This window comes from Arthrobacter sp. NPDC056493, from assembly GCF_042795115.1.
Lineage (GTDB): Bacteria > Actinomycetota > Actinomycetes > Actinomycetales > Micrococcaceae > Arthrobacter.
Genome location: NZ_JBHTSL010000045.1, coordinates 15,193 through 33,376, shown reverse-complemented (window position 1 = coordinate 33,376; position 18,184 = coordinate 15,193). Strand labels below are relative to the sequence as shown.

Sequence of the window (18,184 nt, the reverse complement as noted above, 5' to 3'; positions counted from 1 at the left end):
GTCAGTCGACGTCCGGAAGTTCGCCGGCCCTGGCCATCCAGCCGCGGTTGCCGGGGCGCAGGTTCCGTCCGTAGAGGACAGCCGCGCCCAGCACCACGTACGCGAGGGCCAGGAAGGGGGCGAAGATCACGGGGTAAGCGGGCAGCGGGACGATGCTGTTGTAGGCGATCGTCAGCAGGGCGAGGGTGGAGACCAGGGGTGCGGCCACATGCGCCCAGATGCTGAACTCCTGTGGGTGGCTGCGGCGGAAGTACAGGAAGGCGGCGACGTTCATCAGAATGAAGATCGGAATGTAGACGAACGTCCCGGTGGTGCCGAGCATGTTGAAGAGGTTGTAGGGGCCGAGCGGCAGGCCGACGGCGAGGCAAATGGCCAGGGCGATTGCCGACTGGACGTACACCGCGGTGACCGGAGTGCGGTGCTTCGGCTGTGTGCGGGCGAAGAACCCGGGAAGCGCCCCGGTGCGGGCGATGCCGTAGATGGTCCGGGTGGCGCTTGTGGTGCAGGCGATGCAGACACCGAGGCCGGAGTTGACGAGGGCGATCAGGACCAGGACCGAGGCGCCGCTCCACAGGCGGTCGGCGAGGACGAACGCGGGTGCGGTTGGCGACGCGGCCAGAGCAGCAATGTCGCCGGTGCCCCAGCCGATCTGCAGGCCCCAGGCGGTGACAACGTAAAAGACGCCGATGAGGACCAGTGAGCCGATGATGGCTTTGGGTACGATCCGCTTCGGGTCCCGGGATTCCTCCCCAACGGCCGCCGCACTTTCGAAACCGGTGAAGGCGAATATTGACAGCACAATTGCGAGGAAGAATCCGGACGGATTCTGGACATTGGCCGGGTTGAAGCCGTCCAGGTTCACGCCGCCGGTACCCGGGTTGAACATGCCGGTTACAGCGAGGCCGAGTCCGACAGCCATTTCGAATACGGTCATGACAACAAGAAACTTGATCGAGATGACGATGCCCCGGTAGGCGCAGGCAAAGCAGATGACGAGTATGGCGGTCGAGTAGAGCCACCACGGAAGCCCGATGCCGTATTTGCCGCTCAGCTCATCCTGGAGCACGGCGCCGGTGAAGGCCGCCAGGGCGGCCGGGACGATTGTGACCATGACGGCGTAGAGCCAGCCCGTCATAAAACCGGCTTTGGGGCCGATGCCGGCGGAAACGTAGGTGTAGAAGCCGCCGGCCGACGGCAAATGCCGTGCCAAGCCCAGCATCGGAACAGAGATCACCAGGCAGACCAGGAACGCTGCCAGGTAGGTCAGCGGGGCAGACGAGCCTGCCTGTCCGCTGGTGAATGCGATGGTGTAGAAGATCCCCAGCGTAGGGGAGATCTGGGCGATCGACTGCATGAGGGTGCCGCCGAGGCCAATGGACCCGGGGCGAAGCCCGGTGTCGAGGTGCTCGCCTGTCGGCTTTGTTGAGGCTTCCGGTGGGTTGGTTAACATCTGCTCTTCCTTGAACTATGAGTATTTAGCGATCGCGGGCCGTGGCCGGCATCTGGAAGCCGGCCATGGTGAGGTAGGCCGCGCCGATGGCGCCGCCGAAGTCGTCCAACTGCGTTGCCGCCAGCTCGGCATGGTGGATCCAGGGTCCGAGCCGGCGGAGATAGGTCTCCAGCTCTTCCCGGTAGAGATCCAGGTGCTCGGCCGCGCTGCCGCCCAGGACGACCGTGTGCGGCCGGTACGCGGCCAGGAGCGTGCCGAGCCCTTCGGCCACGGCGAGCCCGTACTCCCGGAACACCCGGGTGGCCACAGCGTCTCCGCGCGTAGCCCTTTCAGCAAGGTCTGCGACGACGTTTCTGTCCCGGGAATCCCTGCCGAGGGCAGAAGCGGCCGCGCGTTGGAGCGCCTGCCGGGAGGCGGCCATTTCCCAGCACGCCTCCCGTCCGCAGTAGCAGGGCTCGGGCGCTTGCCGGACCGTGATGTGGCCGGCCTCGAGGTGCATCCCGTCCGCACCGCGCAGCGGCCGTCCGGCCAGGAGCAGGCAGGAGCCGATTCCGGTGCCGAGCGTGATGTGCAGCAGGCTTGTTGAGCCGGCGGCGGCCCCGACCCGCTGTTCCGCGACGGCCGCACAGACGGCGTCGTTGTCGATGGTGACCGGCGCGCCGAACCGCGAGGCCAGCGCGGAAACGACAGGTTCCCCGGTGAACCCGGGCAAGGTGTCCGGGTTCCGGATGATGCCCTCGGGATCGACGGGTCCGCTGGCCCCGATTCCGATTGCAGTGATGGGCCGGCCCGGTGCAAGCAGGCTGATCTGGCCGGCGAGGAAGTCTGCGGCCGAGCCGGAGGTGAACTCGCCGGGGGTGGGCACGGCAAGCCGTGCGAAGACTTTCTGCTCCGCATCCATGGCAACGAAACGGGTGCCGGTGCCGCCGATGTCCATGCCGACGCGCACTCCCGCCGCGGAGCCGGTCCGGTCCGGTACGCTGACTGGCATTCAGACCGCCGTGGTGATCTTGGAACCGTAGAGGAAGGCCCCCGGTACAACGCCGTTGGCCCGGGCGAGCCCGACGGCGAAGAGCTCGGCCGCGACGGAGCTCGCCGCCAGGCGATCCAGGGCCCCGGCGCCGGGAATACGGACATTCGTTGCGCCCGGGACCTCGTCGTCGCCCACGATGATGACGCTGGAGCCCGTACGGACGAGATCAGAGGCAAGCAGGCGCAGGCTGGGATCGGGTTCCGTGCCGTGCATTCCGAAGATCACGACGGCGAGACCCTCTCCTGCCAGTTCAAAGGGGCCGTGCCGGAACTGTCCGCCGATGAATCCTTCGGCCGGGACCTTGGAGGATTCTTTGGTGATGAGGGCTGAGAACAGGGCGGTGGCCGCTTCGTCCCCCCGGCCGACGTAGGCAAGCCTGCGCTGCGGATGGCCGGCAACGGCCGCGGCCGCGTCCGCCACCTCAATCGAGCCGATGGCCTGCTCGACGGCGGCAGCCGCGCCCAGGATCTCGGCCGTGACTTCGTCGAGGGGGTGGCCCTCGAAGGCGGCGGACAGCATGCGGTGCACAGCCAGGGTGTTCAGGTAGCTCTTGGTGCTGACGGTGGCTTCGCTGCCGCTGTGCAGCGGCAGGAACAGGTCGGAGTCGACGGCGAGGGGGCTCGAGGTGTCATCGCCGATGCCGATCAGGAGGGCGGGGGCGATCAGGCCTTCCTTGCGCCGGTTCAGCAGTTCCACGACCTCGCCGCTCGCACCTGATTGGGAGGTGACGATGAGCAGGGTGTTGATGGTGATGGCGTTGGGGCTGTCCAGCAACTGCCCGGTGTCTATGCTCCAGGCCGGACGGCCCAGCTCTGTCAGCTTCCGCCAGGTGGGGATGCCGGCGAAGTGGGAGGAACCCATGCCGGTCAGGATAATCCTGTCCCAGCGCGAGCCGGCCAGATCCCGCAGGGGAGGGATTGCAGCGACTGCAAGGCGGCGCAGCGCGTCCGGCTGCTCAGCTATGTCGAGCTCGAAAGGGGTCATTTCGTACATCTGGGTGCAGTCCTTCGCATAAATCGTGTGTGCCGTCGGGCGATATCTGGTCTGTCGTCGCAGCGTGCCGCCAGCGGCATCGCCAAACATTGTGGTTGTGCGAACGATCATAAATATGGTGCGAATCGATTGTCAATGGCCGCTCCCAAGTGTTTGAATTGGCTTCCAAGCACACCGCCGAGAGGGGCAACACGATGGTCAGCGCCAAGGAACGCCGTCACCAGGGAATCCTGCAGATCCTGCAGGAAACCGGCACGGCGGCCGTCGGGGAACTGGGCACGCGGCTGGGGGTCACCGAAATGACCATCCGCCGCGACTTGGAGTTGCTAGAGGCCGATGGCGTGCTGAAGCGGTTCCACGGCGGCGCGCGGCTGGCCTTCGGCAGCAGCTATGAGCCGCCGTTCCCCGCGCGGGAGAAGACGAACTCTGAGCAAAAGCGTGCCATCGGCGAACGCGTAGCCGGGGTTATCAAAGACGGCGACACCATCATCCTGGACGGTGGTTCCACGGGGCTTGCCGTGGCCGAATTCCTTGTGGACCGCGAACTGACAATCTGCCCGCTGTCGCTCCGCGTGGCCTGGGCTTTTGCCAGGTCCACCACGGTGAACCTGATCATCCCGGGCGGGTCGGTACGGCAGGGGGAATTGAGCCTCAGCGGAGCCGACACGATCGACTATCTGCGGGGGCACCACTTCGACACGTACGTCATGACGGCAAGCGGAATGTCGTTGGAGCATGGCTTCACCGAGTGGAATCCCGACGATGCCGCAGTCAAGAAGGCTGCCGTTGGCGTGGCCGACAAGACCGTCGCCGCCGTCGATTCGAGCAAATACAACCGCGTGGGCTTCGTCAGGATCTGCCCGACCGGGACTCCCGCCACGATCGTCACCGACGGTGGCGCCACTGCAAACCAGCTGGAGGCCCTTCGAAAGCACGCCCACGAAGTCATCGTCGCCGCGTGACGGCAGCTAACGCTGCTCAGGAGGCATCAAGCCTGGGCCCGTCTAGACGGCAGGCCCGTTAGCGCGGAGGAACGCTGCGACCGGCGCGGCCAGTGAGGCGCCGATGTCCTCGGCGCTGCGCTTGTTGCCGGCTACGGCGAAGGAGTGGTCGCCGCCCTCGCACCACTGCAGCGTAGCGGTGGGTCCGATCCGGGACACCACGCCTTCCAGGAGCTCCCGGGTGGCGAAGGTGTCACGCGTCCCCTGCAGGAACAGCATGGGGGTTTCCAGCCCGTAAAGGTGTTCGTCGCGGAGCTTCTCCGGCTTGCCCGGGGGATGCAGCGGGTAGCCAAGGTAGACGAGCCCGGCGGCGGGCATCCCTTCGGCCACCGCCATGGACGCCATCCGGCCACCGAACGACTTCCCGGCCGCCCACACCGGCCCCGCTTTCCCGCTGGATCCCGCACGGGCCACCGCCTCAGCCATCGCCGCCCGCCAGGTGGCCATCGCCGCCGGCGGCCGGTCGGGGAACTTCCGTCCCGCCTCGCGGTAGGGGAAGTTGAAGCGCAAGGTGGCAACGCCGTCGTCGTTCAATGCGCCCGTGAACCCGCGCATGAACGGATGCTCCATGCCGGCGCCGGCACCGTGGGCCAGCACGAGTGTTGCGAACGGACCGTCCGGCCGCGCGTAGGCGCCGGAGACGTGGCCGTCACCGACGGCAATGGTGATGGGCGAGTCAGCGGTGGGCATGACTCCATCATGCCCGATCCGGATGCCTGGCGGCCTGGGCGCCTGGATGCACAGCCCGGGCACAGGCAGGCGAAAGTCTCCAGCCAGCTCCGGACCGGACAGTTGATGCAGAAGCCGGAAACGCCGGACGCAGCCCATCAAGCACCAGGAGGAACAAGCATGATCGTGTACCGCCCCATTGCACCTTTGACCGTCGGCAGCGGCAGGCTCGGCGCAGCACTTGTAGCGATGGTCGTCGCGGCCTTCTGCGGCACGGCGGCCTTCGACAGCGGCAGTTCCGGGGAGTGTTCCTAGGAGGCCGGCACCACCCTGAGCCAGGCGTAATCCTGCGGCCGCAGTACGAGCCCCTCGTCGATCCGCACCGGCTCCCCGGAAAACAGGTCCAAAGCTTCGGCGGCGAACCCGGACAGGGTTTCCGCTGCTACCACCTGCGGCCCGTCACTGAAGTTGGCGAGGGCCAGGACCACAGTTCCCTCGCCGGGCCGCTGGTACCCCAGCACGGCGGGGTTGTTGGTAGTGAACGGGACGAGACGGGTGCCGGCCAGCTCAGGAGTTGCCGCGCGCACCTCTGTCAGCCGCCGCAGCCCTGCGAACACGGCGCCCTCAGGGCTGCCCGGGTCCAGGCGCTTCGCGTATTTCTCGGCCGGGAACTGCGGGCGGTGCACCCACCGGCTGTCCGCTTCGTGGCCGTCCTCCCGCGTGTAGTCGTAGTCGTTGAGCTGCCCCACCTCGTCGCCCAGATAGAGCAGGGGGATGCCGCCGGTGCTGTAGGCCACGGAGTGCGTCAGCAGGACGCGGCGGATGGCCTCTGCCGAACCGTCCTCAAGCCCGGACAGCGACGCGGTGGTGCCGGAGATGCGGCAGTCGCCGGTCCGCGGGTTGTCCTGGAAGGGCACGCCGTGGGCGAAGCTGCCGGGAAACCGGTTGACGTAGAACGAGTTGAGGAACCGGCGGTGGTCGAAGCCGTTGATGCCGAACTCGGCGGCGTCCTCATCGGCGAACGTCCAGCCGATGTCGTCGTGGCTCCGCACGTAGTTCACCCAGGACGTCCCCGGCGCGATGTTGTGCCTCCGCTCGAGGGCATGGGCCAGGAGCGCCACGTTCCTCGTGGCCAGGGCTTCCCAGGTCAGCGCCATCTGCAGCGGGTTGTAGGAGAGCTGGCACTCGGCCGGATCGATGTACAAGGCCACTTCGTCCGGGTGCACGATCGCCTCGGACTTGAACAGCAGCGACGGCGCCGCCAGCCGGCAAACCGCGTTGAACGCCTGCAGCAGGGTGTGTGCCTCGGGCAGGCTCTCGCACGTTGTTCCCAGCTGTTTCCAGATGAAGGCCACGGCGTCCATCCGCAGGATGTCCACGCCGAGGTTGGCCAGGAACAGCATTTCTCCCGCCATGGCCCGGAACACCTCGGGGTTGGAGTAGTTCAGGTCCCACTGGAAGGTGTGGAAGGTGGCCCAGACCCACCGGCCGTCCGGCAGCTGCACAAAGGAGCCGGGGTGGTCTTCGGGGAAGATCTCGCGCACATCCTGCTCGAACGCGTCGGGCGTGGCGCGGTCCGGGAAGATCCAGTAGTAGTCGCAGTACCGCGGATCGCCCTCGGCGGCCCGCCGCGCCCACTCATGTTCATTCGAGGTGTGGTTGAAGATGAAGTCGACCACCAGGCTGATGCCGTTGGCCCGCAGCTCGACGGCGAGCGCCCGCAGCTGGTCCATGGTGCCGAGCTTCGGGTTGACCTCGCGGTAGCTGGAGACTGCGTAACCGCCGTCAGACAGGGGCTCCGGGGCCAGGAACAGCGGCATCAGGTGGAGGTAGGTGAGGCCGAGTTCCTTGAAATAGGGGATGCGGGCGCGCACACCCTCCAGGTCGGTTGCATACCGGTCCACGTAGCAGACGCCGCCCAGCATGCGGTTGGACTGGAACCATTCGGTATTGCCCTCCCGGCCGGCGTCGAGCACCTTCAGGTCTGCCGGCCGCTCCTGCCAGGAACGCGCGATCTCCAGCGCCAGGGCCGCCAACTGCTCCTCGATGTCCGGCCGTGATCCGTACAGTGAACGGAACAGCCTGGACAGATCGGGGAAGTGGCGGTCGAACCGCCGCTCCAGTGCGTCCCAGTCCCCGCTGCCCGGCTCCAGGCCGGCCTGCGCGGCCGCCGTGCCGAACAGCCGGCGGTTGCCTGTCCGGGATGTCGCGGATGACTGTGGTGAGCCGGATTCCTGGGGTGCCCCGGATTCCTGGGCGGCGGATGGTCCCTGGGTAGCGTCCAGACTCGCGGATTCAACCATGGATGGTCTCCTTCGAGGACGCTCTGCGCCTGTTCGACGATGTTCAGCGCCGGGCGGCGCCCGGTGGGTTTCATCCTTACAGATGGCCCCGCCGCTGCCCAGAGAGCGGGCAGAAGTTTCTTAGGGCCCGACGGCGGGACTCGCCTGAGGGATCCGCCCGCCGTGGATCTTCGCTGGAATCGCGGCCGGCGTACTGCTGACGCCGCGGGCCGTGCGGGGTAGGTTGTCCCCATGGCCAGTGAACAGACCACCATCAGTGTCGACGGGCCCGACGGCCCCCGTGAAATGCGCGTCTCCAGTCCGAACCGGGTGCTGTGGCCCGAATTGGGGCTGACCAAGCTGGACCTTGCGCGGTACTTCGTGGACGTGGGGGAGGCCTTCATCCGGGCCAACGGAGACCGGCCGGTGGCGCTGCAGCGGTTTTCAGACACCGTTGACGGTGAGCAGTTCTTCTCCAAGAACCCGCCCAAGGGAACGCCGGACTTCATCCGCACGGTAAAGGTCACCTTCCCGAGCGCGCGCTCGCATCCCATGCTGGTCCTTGACGAGCCCGCCGCGGCGGTCTGGGCGGCGCAGATGAACACGGTGGTTTTTCATCCCTGGCCGTCGCGCGCGGACAACACTGACAACCCCGACCAGCTGCGCATCGACCTCGACCCCCAGCCGGGCACCGACTACGACGATGCCATCCCCGCCGCGCTCGAACTTCGGAAGGTGCTCGCCGAGGCAGGGCTGGATGCCTTCCTGAAGACCTCCGGCAACCGCGGGCTGCACGTGTATGCCCCCATCGAGCCGACCCGCGAGTTCCTGGACGTCCGCCACGCCGTGATCGCCGCCGCCAGGGAGCTCGAGCGGCGCATGCCGGACGAGGTCACCACCAACTGGTGGAAGGAGGAACGCGGCGAGCGCATCTTCGTCGACTTCAACCAGGCCAACCGGGACCGCACCATCGCCGGCGCCTACAGCCCTCGGGCCCTGCCGCATGCGTCCGTGTCCTGCCCGATCACCTGGGACGAGCTGGCGGACGTCAGGCCCAAGGACTTCACCATCCTCACCGTGCCGGACAGGCTGAAAACCTTGGGGGATCCGTGGGCGGACATGCACGCAAACCCGGGCACCATCGACACGCTGCTGGGGTGGTGGGAGCGCGACGTCAGGAACGGGCTCGGTGAGCTGCCTTTCCCGCCCGACTATCCGAAGATGCCGGGCGAACCTCCCCGGGTCCAGCCCAGCAGGGCGAAGAAGCCGGAATAGCCGGCGGCGCCGCCCAACAAAACCGCGCCGCTACTCGAACCGGGCCGGGTCGCCGGTGCCGCGGCGCACCACTTCGGCGGTGCCGCCGGAGAAGTCGACGACGGTGGTCGGTTCCGAGCCGGTGTCACCGGACTCGATCACCGCGTCCACTACATGGTCCAGCCGTTCCTTGATTTCCCAGCCCTGGGTCAGCGGTTCCTCTTCGTCCGGGAGCAGCAGCGTGCTGGACAGCAGCGGCTCGCCTAGTTCGGCCAGCAGCGCCTGGACGAAGTTGTGCCGCGGGATGCGCACTCCCACCGTCTTCTTCTTGGGGTGCAGCAGCCGACGCGGAACCTCCTTGGTGGCCGGCAGGATGAACGTGTAGCTGCCCGGGGTGACGGACTTGATGCTGCGGAAGACGTCGTTCCCGATGTTCACAAACTGCCCCAGCTGCGCGAAGTCCCGGCAGACCAGCGTGAAATGGTGCTTGTCGTCCAGCTGGCGGATGGAACGGATCCTGTCCAGCGCCTCCCTGTTCCCGAGCTGGGCGCCGAGGGCGTAGCAGGAATCCGTGGGGTAGGCGATCAGCCCGCCCGATCGAAGGAGCTCCACGATCTGCGAGATCGCGCGGGGCTGGGGGTCCTCGGGGTGGACATCAAAGAATTTCGCCATGCGTTGAGCCTACGGCCGGGCGGCTCTCCGCGCACGCCCCCACGCGCACGCAGGCACGCAACGGCACGGACCCTCACGCACTCAACCCACGTGCACCCACGGACGCCTGGTGACATTGGGCTCGGCCTCCCGCAGCACCTCCCGGGTGACCGGCGCGATCTCCCCCTCCCCGAGGAACAGGAACTTCAGCAGGTTCACCACCGGGTTGCCCTCGGTCCAGCGGAAATAGATGTGCGGCATGAGCCCTGTGACGTCCCGGATGTGCAGGAGAACGGAGGCGATGGTGTTCGGCACCACCGGACCGTGCACCTCCAGCACCCGGTAGCCGTGACGCACCACGCCGCGCACCTGCAGCTCGGTTTCGAAGTCGGAGGAGTCGTCAACGATCACCTCCAGGAACAGCGCCTGGTAGTGGACCGGCAGGTGGCTGACCTCGATGGCGGACGTCAGCTTCTGCCGGTACGCCTCCGCGGTCAGCCGGCGCGGTTCGTGCGCAATGATGCCGATGGGGCCGCTCTCGTCCGCGGCGACGAACTCAAGGGCCGTCCGGTCGAGGCGGACGTGCGTGGCGTGCAGCTCGAACGACCGCCCGATCCTGGACAGCAGTGAAATGACGATGATGCCGGCGATGAAGAACGCGGCAATGCGGATGCCTTCGGGGCGCTCAATGACGTTCGCCACCGTCGTGTAGATGAACACCAGCGCGATCAGCCCGAAGCCGGCCGTGCGCTTCCGCTGCCGGCGGCGCCGGGCGGACAGCGCGACGGCGACCGCCGCCGAGGTCATCAGCACCAGCACCCCGGTGGCGTAGGCACCGCCCTGGGCGTCGACGTCGGCCTCGAAGAGAATGGTGACCAGGAACGCAATGAAGCCGAAAACCAGGACGAGGGGCCGGACGGCCTTGGCCCATTCCGGTGCCATCCCGTACCGCGGCAGGTATCTCGGGACGAGGTTCAGCAGGCCGGCCATTGCAGATGCGCCGGCGAACCAGAGGATGGCGATGGTGCTGAGGTCGTAGACGGTGCCGAACCCGTTCCCAAGGTATTCGTGCGCCAGGAAGGCCAGTGCACGCCCGTTGGCCTGCCCGCCGGGTTGGAATTCCGCTGCCGGAATGAGGATCACGGTGATGAAGCTGCTGGCGATGAGGAACGCGCTCATGATCAGCGCTGCCGTGGTCAGCATGCGGCGTGTCCCCTCGATGCGGCCCGCCGGGTTCTCCTCCGTGTCCGAATGCCGGCCGCGGACCTGCGGCATGACCGCCACGCCGGTTTCGAAGCCGGACAGGCCCAGCGCCAGTTTGGGGAACACCAGCAGCGCTATGGCCACGGCCAGTACCGGGTTGCCGTGCGATGTTCCCAGGGCCTCCCACCAGTTCCCGACGGCGCCCGGGTGGCCCAAAGTTTCGACGGCGGCTCGCGCCACCACCACGACGTTCAGTCCCAGATAGACCGCCACCAGGACGACGGCGATCCCGATCGCTTCCTTGAATCCCCGCAGGAACACGGCGGCGAGCAGGGCCAGGAGAACGAGGGTCACCGTCACCTCCTGCCCCTGGAGCCAGCCCGGGGCGTAGGGGTTCTGGATGAGGTGCGCCGTGGCATCGGCGGCGGAGAGTGTCATGGTGATCATGAAGTCCGTTGCCGCGAAGCCGAGCAGCACCAGGACGAACAGCTTGCCGCCCCAGCGGGGGAGCAGCCGTTCCAGCACGGCGATGGAACCCTCGCCGCGCGAACTCTCACCCGCCACACGGCGGTACACCGGCAGCGCCCCGAAGAGCGTGACGGCCACCAGCACCAGCGTGGCCAGCGGGGAGATGACGCCGGCCGCGAGTGCGGCGATGGCGGGCTGGTAGCCGAGGGTGGAGAAGTAGTCCACGCCGGTCAGGCACATGACCTGCCACCAGGCATGCTTACGCTCGTGCGCTGTGGTCTGGCCGCCTGGTCCCTGGTGGGAGCCCTTGCTGTCCTGCAGGCCCAGAAGCAGCCAACTGGAAAGCCGCTGCACGCGGGTGTGGCGCAGCTCTGAGGGGTCCGCCGGCGGGCGGCTCATGGTTGTCATGGTGCCTTTCAATTGTTGTTGCTGCCCCGCAGCCGCGGTAGATCACAGCGGCCGCTGTGTGTCGCCGCTGCCGCGCGATTTCGCTGGGGCAATGCCGAACGTAGCACCGGGCAGGAGCGCCGGAACCGCCGGCAGCGGAATCTTGACGGATCCTTAACGCCGGAGTGAGGAACCCCACGTACCGGGTAGCCTGTGCCGTGGAAAGGTGGTGTGCAGGTGAAAGAATGGCGTCATGGCAGGGGAACGGATCGTCATCGGCCTGTCGGGAGGCCTTGAGGGGGAGATCCTGATCCGCCGTGCCGTCAAGGTCCTGGACGGTGCGGGCGGCGGGGACCTGATCGCCGTCCACATCCGCTCCGCGGAGGGGGCGTCCCGCGAATCGACCCGCGCCCTCGAATCACAGCGCCGGCTGGTGGTGGAGCTGGGCGGCAGCTACCACACCGTCGCCGCCGATGACCCTGTCGAGGCACTCCTCGGATTCGCGTCCCATGTCGGCGCCGCCCGGCTGGTCATCGGCCAGTCACGGGCGCACCCGCTGTCGAGGCTTCTGACCGGCGCGACGGAGACACGGATCATCCGCCGTGCCGGTGACCTCGACGTGCAGGTGGTGCCGCACCCCCTGGCCGGACGCGGCACAGGCAGCCGGCGGCAGCGGGACCTTGGCCGCGCCCGCGTCGCCGTCGGGTTCGTGCTGGCGGCCGCCGTCCCCATCCTCATGCAGCTGGCGCTCGCCGTCATCCAGCACAGCGTGGCCACCGCCGTCCTGGTCCAGCTCGCCGGGGCCGTTGCAGTAGCGCTCGTGGGCGGCCTGTGGCCTGCCGTCGCGGGGGCACTGTGGAGCAGCCTGCTGGTTAACTACTTCTCGACGCCACCAATCGGCGAGCTCGCCATCAAAGATCCGCAGGACCTGCTTTCCCTGGGCGTCTTCGTCGGGGTCTCGGTCGCCGTGGCCGGCGTGGTGGACAGGTCCGCCCGGCGCTCCAAGGAGGCGGCCCGGGCCCGCGCCGAGGCTGCAACGCTCGGCGAGCTGGCCCGCGGCGCCACCCGCGCGGAGGACACGGTGGGCAGCCTGCTGGAGCAGGCACTTGACGTCTTCGGCGTCCGCGGGGCGGCTCTCTTCAGCGGCCCGGCCTTCCGGAACCGGCCGGGTTCCGGTGACTCCCGGCCCTCCGGTGACGCGCGGGCTTTCCGGGAGGGAGAGGGCGGGGCGGAGAGGAAACTGCTCGCGAGTGCGGGCGAGCTGACCGATTCCGAGCGGGAAGGCGCGGATTTCGCCGAGCACACCGTGGAACCGGTCGACGACGGCACCTGGCTGGTGCTGTTCGGCCGGACGGTGCCGGCCGCGGACAGCAGCCTGCTGGGCGCCTTCGCCGCGCACGTGCTGGCCCAGCTCGAGCGCCGGCAGCTGGCCGCCAGCCGCCTGGAGGTGCTGCGGCTGGCAGAGGGAAACACCATGCGTACCGCGATCCTCCGGGCCGTCTCGCACGACCTCCGCACACCGCTCGCCGGCATCAAGCTCGCCGTCGGCGGTCTCCTGCAGACCGCCGTCACGTATACCCCTGAGGAGAAACAGGAGCTGTTGGAAACCATCGATGAATGCTCGGACCGGCTGGACATCCTGGTGGGAAACCTCCTCGACATGTCCAGGATCACGGCCGACTCGGTCCGTCCCCTGCTGAAGCCCGTCCGGTGGCTCGACGTCGTGCCTCCGGCGCTGCGCGGCCTTCCGGCCGGCAGCGTCCGGGTGGTGCTGCCACCGAACCTTCCCGCCGTCGACGCTGACGCCGTCCTGCTGGAACGCGTCATCGCCAACATCGCCGAAAACGCCGTCAAGTACGCGCCGGCATCCGAGATCACCGTGACCTCGGCGTCGGGCGGCCTCAGCAGCGCCGTCCTGAACGGCCACCCGGCCGGCGAACTGCGGATCATCGACCACGGACGCGGCGTGCCGGACCGCAACGTGCCGGCCATGTTCCGCCCTTTCCAGCGGCTGGACGATCTTTCCCAGTCAACCGGCGTTGGCCTTGGCCTGGCCGTGGCCAGGGGATTTGTCTCGGCCATGGGCGGCAGCCTGGCCGCTGAAGAGACGCCCGGCGGGGGACTCACCATGGTCATCCGGCTTCCCCTGTCAACGGGCCATGGCTCAGCAGGGCATGACGGGCACGACGGCGGGCCATCCGCCGCTGCTGCCGTCCCGCCCGCCGATTTTCCGCAGGAGACTGCCCGGTGACCGGCGTCCTCGTGGTCGACGATGACCAGCACCTGCTGAAAGCCCTGCGGATCACCTTGCAGGCGCATGGCTACACCGTGGAGACGGCCGCGGACGGTGAGACCGCCCTGATCGCTGCCTCGCGCAACCCGCCCGGAGTTGTCGTCCTGGACCTCGGGCTGCCGGACATGGACGGCGCGGCGGTCCTCAGGGAACTCCGCCGCTGGAGCACCGCCCCGGTCCTGGTGCTCTCGGCCAGGCACGGCTCGTCGGACAAGGTGGACGCGCTCGACGCCGGTGCGGACGACTACATCACCAAGCCCTTCGGGCTCGAGGAACTCCTGGCCCGGCTTCGCGCCCTCCTCCGCCGCGCTCCCGAAGCCACCGAGTCGTCCACGGTTGACACCCCGGAGTTCAGCGTGGACCTGGGCCGGCGGATGGTCACCCGGAATGGAGAGCCCGTCCGGCTCACTCCCACGGAGTGGAGCATCCTCGAACTGCTGGTGCGGAACCCGGGGAAGCTCATCACGCAGCAGCAGATCCTGGCCAGCGTGTGGGGGCCCGCCTACGAGAAGGAAGCCAATTACCTGCGGGTGTACATGGCCCAGCTCCGGCGCAAGCTGGAGGCTGACACGGGAAATCCGCGCCACCTGCTGACCGAGGCCGGCGTCGGCTACCGTTTCCGGCCCTGACCGCCGCCCGGGTATCCGCCGGTGAACTTCCGTGAACGCCCGTGAACCCCTATGAAGGGGAGCCGGATTCGGGCAACATGTGTAATGCCGGGGCGCCGCACACCGGGCGCCACACGTACAGCCGAAGGAGAACCGACCGTGTCCACTCTGCTCAACCCGTACATCAGCTTCCGTGACAACGCCCGCGACGCCATGACCTTCTACCAGTCGGTGTTCGGCGGCGACCTGGCGCTCAGCACCTTCGGGGAGTTCCAGGCCAGTGAAGATCCCGCGGAGGCGGACAAGATCATGCACGGGATGCTGACCTCGGAGAAGGGGCTCGTGCTCATGGGGGCCGACACCCCCAGCTCCATGGACTACTCGCCGGGGAACACCATTTCCGTGTCGCTCAGCGGCGACGACGAGGCCGAGCTGCGCGGCTATTACGACAAACTGTCGGGCGACGGCGGCACGGTCACCGTCCCCATGGAGAAGGCTCCGTGGGGCGACATCTTCGGCATGTGCACCGACAAGTTTGGCATCGCGTGGCTGGTCAACGTCAGCGGAGCCCCGGCGGCTCCCGCATCCTAGCGACAAAATCTACGGGTGCGGCGGCGACCAGACCCACTCGCGGATGCCGGGCAGGTCCTCGAAATGCTCCCTGATGTACCCGGCGTGGGCGTCCAACTGCTGGTTGCAGTGCTCGGCCAGGGCCGCTGCGCCGTCGAACTGCCGAGGCAGCCGGCGGAGCGCCTCCAAGGCCAGGTGGTAGCGGCTCATCCGGTTGACCACCACCATGTCGAACGGCGTGGTGGTGGTGCCCTGCTGGCTGTAGCCGCGGACGTGGAACCGTTCCGGGTTCGGCCGGCCATGCAGCAACTGGTGGAATGAGCGGGCGTAGCCGTGCCAGGCCACCACCACCTCGCAGGTGTCGGTGAACAGCGAAGTGAAAGTCCCGTCGTCGAGCCCGTGCGGGTGCACGTCCCGCGGCGGCAGCACCATGGCGTCCATGACGTTCACGACGCGCACCGTGGCGCCGGGTACATGGCGCTGCAGCAGCCACGCCGCTGCCAGCGTCTCCTCGGTGGGGATGTCGCCGGCGCAGGCGAGAATGACGTCGGGTTCAGTGCTGCCGCCGTCCTCGTTGCCGGCCCATTCCCACCGGGAGGCCCCGGCCTCGGCGTGCGCGCGGGCTTCAGCCAGCGTCAGGTACTGGGGGTGGGACTGCTTGTCGACCACCACAAGGTTCACGTAGTCCTTGCTGAGCAGTGCGTGTTCTGCCGCGGCCAGCAGTGTGTTGGTGTCCGGCGGCAGGTAGATCCTCGTCACTTCGCCGGACAGGGACAGCACGGTGTCGATCAGCCCCGGGCCCTGGTGGCTGAAGCCGTTGTGGTCGTTGCGCCAGCAGGTGGAGGTCAGCAGAATGTTCAGGCTCGGCACCGGCGAGCGCCATTCCAGGTCGCGGGCGTGCTGCAGCCATTTGGCGTGCTGGACGGTCATGGAGGCGCTGACCATGGCGAAGGCTTCGTAACTCGCGAAGAACCCGTGCCGGCCCGTCAGCAGGTAGCCTTCCAGCCAGCCCTGGCACAGGTGTTCGGAGAGCACCTCCATCACGCGGCCCTCACCGGAGACATGGCCGTCGTCGCCGTTTCCCGGCAGCATGAGGCAGCGGTCGGTGGCCTCGAACACGGCGCCCAGCCTGTTGCTGTTGGTCTCGTCCGGGCAGAACAGCCGGAACCGCGGATTGTCCGCCGTTCCGGTGTAGAGGTCGCGGAACAGCTCGCCCAGCGGTTTGGTGGTTTCGATGCTGGAGGAGCCCGGCTGCCCCGGCTCGACGGCGTAGCGGGCGAGGTCGGGAATCTCCAGCGGGACGGACGGCTGTCCGTTGGCCCGGGGCGCCGCGCCCATCCGGAGCCTGCCTGCGGGAGCCAGAGCGGACAGTTCGGGCACCAGGCGGCCGCCGTCGTCGAACAGCGTTTCCGGCTGGTAGGAGCGCATCCATTGCTCCAGTAGCGCCAGATGTTCGGCGTTGTCCCTGACGCCGGACAGCGGAACCTGGTGCGCACGGAACGTGCCTTCCACCGGCTTGCCATCGACGGCCTCCGGGCCCGTCCAGCCCTTGGGCGTGCGCAGGATGATCGCCGGCCAGCGGGCCGCCGTCGTTCGGCTACTGCCCGGGCCGTCGGTGCCGGTGCCGGTTCCGCCGGTGCCGGTGCCGGTGCCCCGGGCGTCCTGCTGGATGTCCCGGATGGTGGCGTAGGCATTGTCCAGGGTGGCGGCGAGGGCGCGGTGGACCCTTTCGGGCTGGTCGCCGGAGACGGTGACAGGGTCCCAGCCGTTGGCCCGGAGCAGTGCCTCGACGTCCGCGTCCGTGCGGCGTCCGAGGACGGTGGGCCCGGAAATCTTGGCGCCGTTGAGGTGCAGGATGGGCAGGACCGCCCCGTCCCGCGCGGGGTTGAGGAAAAACGGTGCCGTCCAGGAGGCGGCGAGCGGCCCGGTCTCAGCCTCGCCGTCACCCACCACGCAGGCAGCGATGAGGTCCGGGTTGTCCATCACCGCGCCGGTGGCGTGCATGAGCGAATAGCCCAGCTCGCCGCCCTCGTGGATGGACCCGGGGGTCGCGGGGCCCACGTGGCTGCCCACTCCGCCCGGCGTCGAAAACTGCCGCGCCAGCCGGCGCAGGCCGGTAGCGTCGCGGCTGATGTCCGGGTAGATCTCCGAATAGGTGCCTTCGAGGTAGACGTTCGCCACCACCGAAGGTCCGCCGTGGCCCGGCCCGGCGATGAACAGCACCTCCGCGGAGGTGTTCCTGATCAGCCGGTTCAGGTGGGCGTAGATCAGCGACAAACCGGGGCCGGTGCCCCAGTGGCCCAGCAGCCGTGGCTTGATGTGCGCCGGCCGCAGCGGCTCCCGGAGCAGCACATTGTCCTGAAGGTAAATTTGGGCCACCGTCAGGTAGTTCGCCGCGCTCCAGTAGCGGTGGAGGAGGTCCAGTTCGTCGTCCGAAATCGTCCCGGCTGACTCGGCCATGCTCATTGGTGCGCCTTCCGTCGGTGCAGTTCCCGCGCTGACGGGCACAGTCTACCCCCGGCGTTTTGGCGGCCTCAGATCCACTTCGGGGCGGCGGGAACGTCGCTGCCGGCACGGGGCCCGCCTGCGGTGACGCCGCTGGCGCCGCGGCCTGCGGCCCATTCGACGACGGCGGGCAGGGCTCCGCTGATAATCGTGGGGTCGGCGGCGCGGGTGTCGCCGAACACCAGCCCGGTGCCGGTGACTTTGACGAGAAGCCCGGTGTCCGTGCCGTGGGTGCGCCACGCGGAGGTGATGTCCTTGAGCAGGCGCGCAAGGACGGGCTCCGGGATGTCGGCGAAGCTTGCCCCGTTGCCGAGGTCGACGGCGTGGATCCAGACTTCGCGGGTGCGCATCCACACGGTTTCCGATGCCGGGACGGTGCGGCCCTGGATGGTCTTCACCTCGTTGTCCCAGTCCTGGTCCGGCAGGTCTCGCCATTCGACGGACAGGTGCACGGCGGAGTGGTCGAACAGGTTCCGCAGGGCGATCGGGCTCAGCGTGGCGCCGAAGTTGATCTCGTGGTCGCGCACCTCGGTGGAGGGGTACATCGGGGTCTCTACCCCCGTGGCGGCCCACTCCACCAGCCGGGCGATAGCCCTGGCGTTGTAGCCGACGTGCGCCACGACGTGCCGGCGTGTCCAGCCGGGAAGGAGGGATCCGCCGTCGAGCTCCTCATCGGTGAGCTCGTTGAGTTTGCGGGCGAAGAACGCGGTGCCCCGCCGGGCCGGCCGGGGTTGTTGCAGCACGGCCCCGGGGGGGGGGGGGGCGTGGCGGGGGGCCCACAGGCCCCCATGAACACCCGGGTTGTGAGGTTGGCCAG

At 68.2% G+C, this 18,184-nt stretch carries 15 protein-coding genes; 6 read left to right on the top strand and 9 right to left on the bottom strand.

Features of this window, described 5'->3' with window-relative positions; genetic code table 11:
* Position 1 precedes the first annotated feature (1 nt).
* Genes ACFQ50_RS17100 through ACFQ50_RS17090 form a run of 3 tightly spaced genes read right to left on the bottom strand, consistent with a single transcriptional unit; the run spans position 2 to position 3,476 of the window.
* Entirely contained in the window at positions 2–1,450 is a 1,449-nt protein-coding gene (locus ACFQ50_RS17100; protein ID WP_377996838.1) for an APC family permease, read from the bottom strand.
* Positions 1,451–1,475: 25 nt separating this feature from the next.
* The gene (locus ACFQ50_RS17095; RefSeq protein ID WP_377996837.1) at positions 1,476–2,441 is read right to left on the bottom strand and encodes an ROK family protein; all 966 of its coding nucleotides are present in this window, start codon (positions 2,439–2,441) and stop codon (positions 1,476–1,478) included.
* Complete coding sequence (locus tag ACFQ50_RS17090) at positions 2,442–3,476, bottom strand: SIS domain-containing protein (protein WP_377996836.1); 1,035 nt, start codon at positions 3,474–3,476, stop codon at positions 2,442–2,444. It abuts the gene before it with no gap.
* A gap of 158 nt (positions 3,477–3,634) precedes the next feature.
* On the opposite strand from ACFQ50_RS17090, the gene ACFQ50_RS17085 reads away from it, so the two are divergent.
* Positions 3,635–4,438 (top strand): DeoR/GlpR family DNA-binding transcription regulator, encoded by an 804-nt coding sequence (locus ACFQ50_RS17085; protein ID WP_377996835.1) that lies wholly within the window; start codon positions 3,635–3,637, stop codon positions 4,436–4,438.
* A gap of 42 nt (positions 4,439–4,480) precedes the next feature.
* Here ACFQ50_RS17085 and ACFQ50_RS17080 read toward each other — a convergent pair whose 3' ends face one another.
* Positions 4,481–5,167, bottom strand: a complete 687-nt coding sequence (locus ACFQ50_RS17080) for an alpha/beta family hydrolase (RefSeq protein ID WP_377996834.1) — start codon at positions 5,165–5,167, stop codon at positions 4,481–4,483.
* 159 nt (positions 5,168–5,326) lie between these two features.
* Between ACFQ50_RS17080 and ACFQ50_RS17075 the strand changes: the two genes are divergently transcribed.
* The gene (locus ACFQ50_RS17075) at positions 5,327–5,461 is read left to right on the top strand and encodes a hypothetical protein (RefSeq protein WP_377996833.1); all 135 of its coding nucleotides are present in this window, start codon (positions 5,327–5,329) and stop codon (positions 5,459–5,461) included.
* On the opposite strand, the gene ACFQ50_RS17070 is transcribed toward ACFQ50_RS17075, so the two are convergent.
* Positions 5,458–7,449: an alpha-amylase family protein gene (locus tag ACFQ50_RS17070; RefSeq protein ID WP_377996832.1), complete on the bottom strand. Its 1,992-nt coding sequence runs from the start codon at positions 7,447–7,449 to the stop codon at positions 5,458–5,460. The genes ACFQ50_RS17075 and ACFQ50_RS17070 overlap by 4 nt on opposite strands.
* 231 nt (positions 7,450–7,680) lie before the next feature.
* On the opposite strand from ACFQ50_RS17070, the gene ligD reads away from it, so the two are divergent.
* Positions 7,681–8,703, top strand: coding sequence for a non-homologous end-joining DNA ligase (ligD, locus tag ACFQ50_RS17065; protein WP_377996831.1), 1,023 nt, complete (start codon positions 7,681–7,683; stop codon positions 8,701–8,703).
* Positions 8,704–8,733: 30 nt separating this feature from the next.
* Here the strand turns inward: ligD and ACFQ50_RS17060 are convergent, their stop codons facing one another.
* Complete coding sequence (locus ACFQ50_RS17060) at positions 8,734–9,354, bottom strand: L-threonylcarbamoyladenylate synthase (RefSeq protein WP_377996830.1); 621 nt, start codon at positions 9,352–9,354, stop codon at positions 8,734–8,736.
* An 81-nt stretch (positions 9,355–9,435) separates the two neighbouring features.
* Complete coding sequence (locus ACFQ50_RS17055) at positions 9,436–11,412, bottom strand: amino acid transporter (RefSeq protein WP_377996829.1); 1,977 nt, start codon at positions 11,410–11,412, stop codon at positions 9,436–9,438.
* A gap of 232 nt (positions 11,413–11,644) precedes the next feature.
* Between ACFQ50_RS17055 and ACFQ50_RS17050 the strand changes: the two genes are divergently transcribed.
* From ACFQ50_RS17050 to ACFQ50_RS17040, 3 genes are all read left to right on the top strand, one after another.
* On the top strand, positions 11,645–13,642 hold the full coding sequence (locus ACFQ50_RS17050) for a DUF4118 domain-containing protein (RefSeq protein ID WP_377996828.1): 1,998 nt from the start codon (positions 11,645–11,647) through the stop codon (positions 13,640–13,642).
* Positions 13,639–14,313, top strand: a complete 675-nt coding sequence (locus tag ACFQ50_RS17045; protein ID WP_377996827.1) for a response regulator — start codon at positions 13,639–13,641, stop codon at positions 14,311–14,313. The genes ACFQ50_RS17050 and ACFQ50_RS17045 overlap by 4 nt, the downstream gene beginning before the upstream one ends.
* Positions 14,314–14,451: 138 nt before the next feature.
* Positions 14,452–14,883, top strand: a complete 432-nt coding sequence (locus tag ACFQ50_RS17040) for a VOC family protein (RefSeq protein WP_377996826.1) — start codon at positions 14,452–14,454, stop codon at positions 14,881–14,883.
* A 9-nt stretch (positions 14,884–14,892) separates the two neighbouring features.
* Here ACFQ50_RS17040 and ACFQ50_RS17035 read toward each other — a convergent pair whose 3' ends face one another.
* Both ACFQ50_RS17035 and ACFQ50_RS17030 read right to left on the bottom strand, forming a co-directional pair.
* Complete coding sequence (locus tag ACFQ50_RS17035; protein ID WP_377996825.1) at positions 14,893–17,328, bottom strand: phosphoketolase; 2,436 nt, start codon at positions 17,326–17,328, stop codon at positions 14,893–14,895.
* A gap of 68 nt (positions 17,329–17,396) precedes the next feature.
* On the bottom strand, positions 17,397–18,110 hold the full coding sequence (locus tag ACFQ50_RS17030; RefSeq protein WP_377996824.1) for a maleylpyruvate isomerase family mycothiol-dependent enzyme: 714 nt from the start codon (positions 18,108–18,110) through the stop codon (positions 17,397–17,399).
* Between the last annotated feature and the right edge of the window lie 74 nt (positions 18,111–18,184).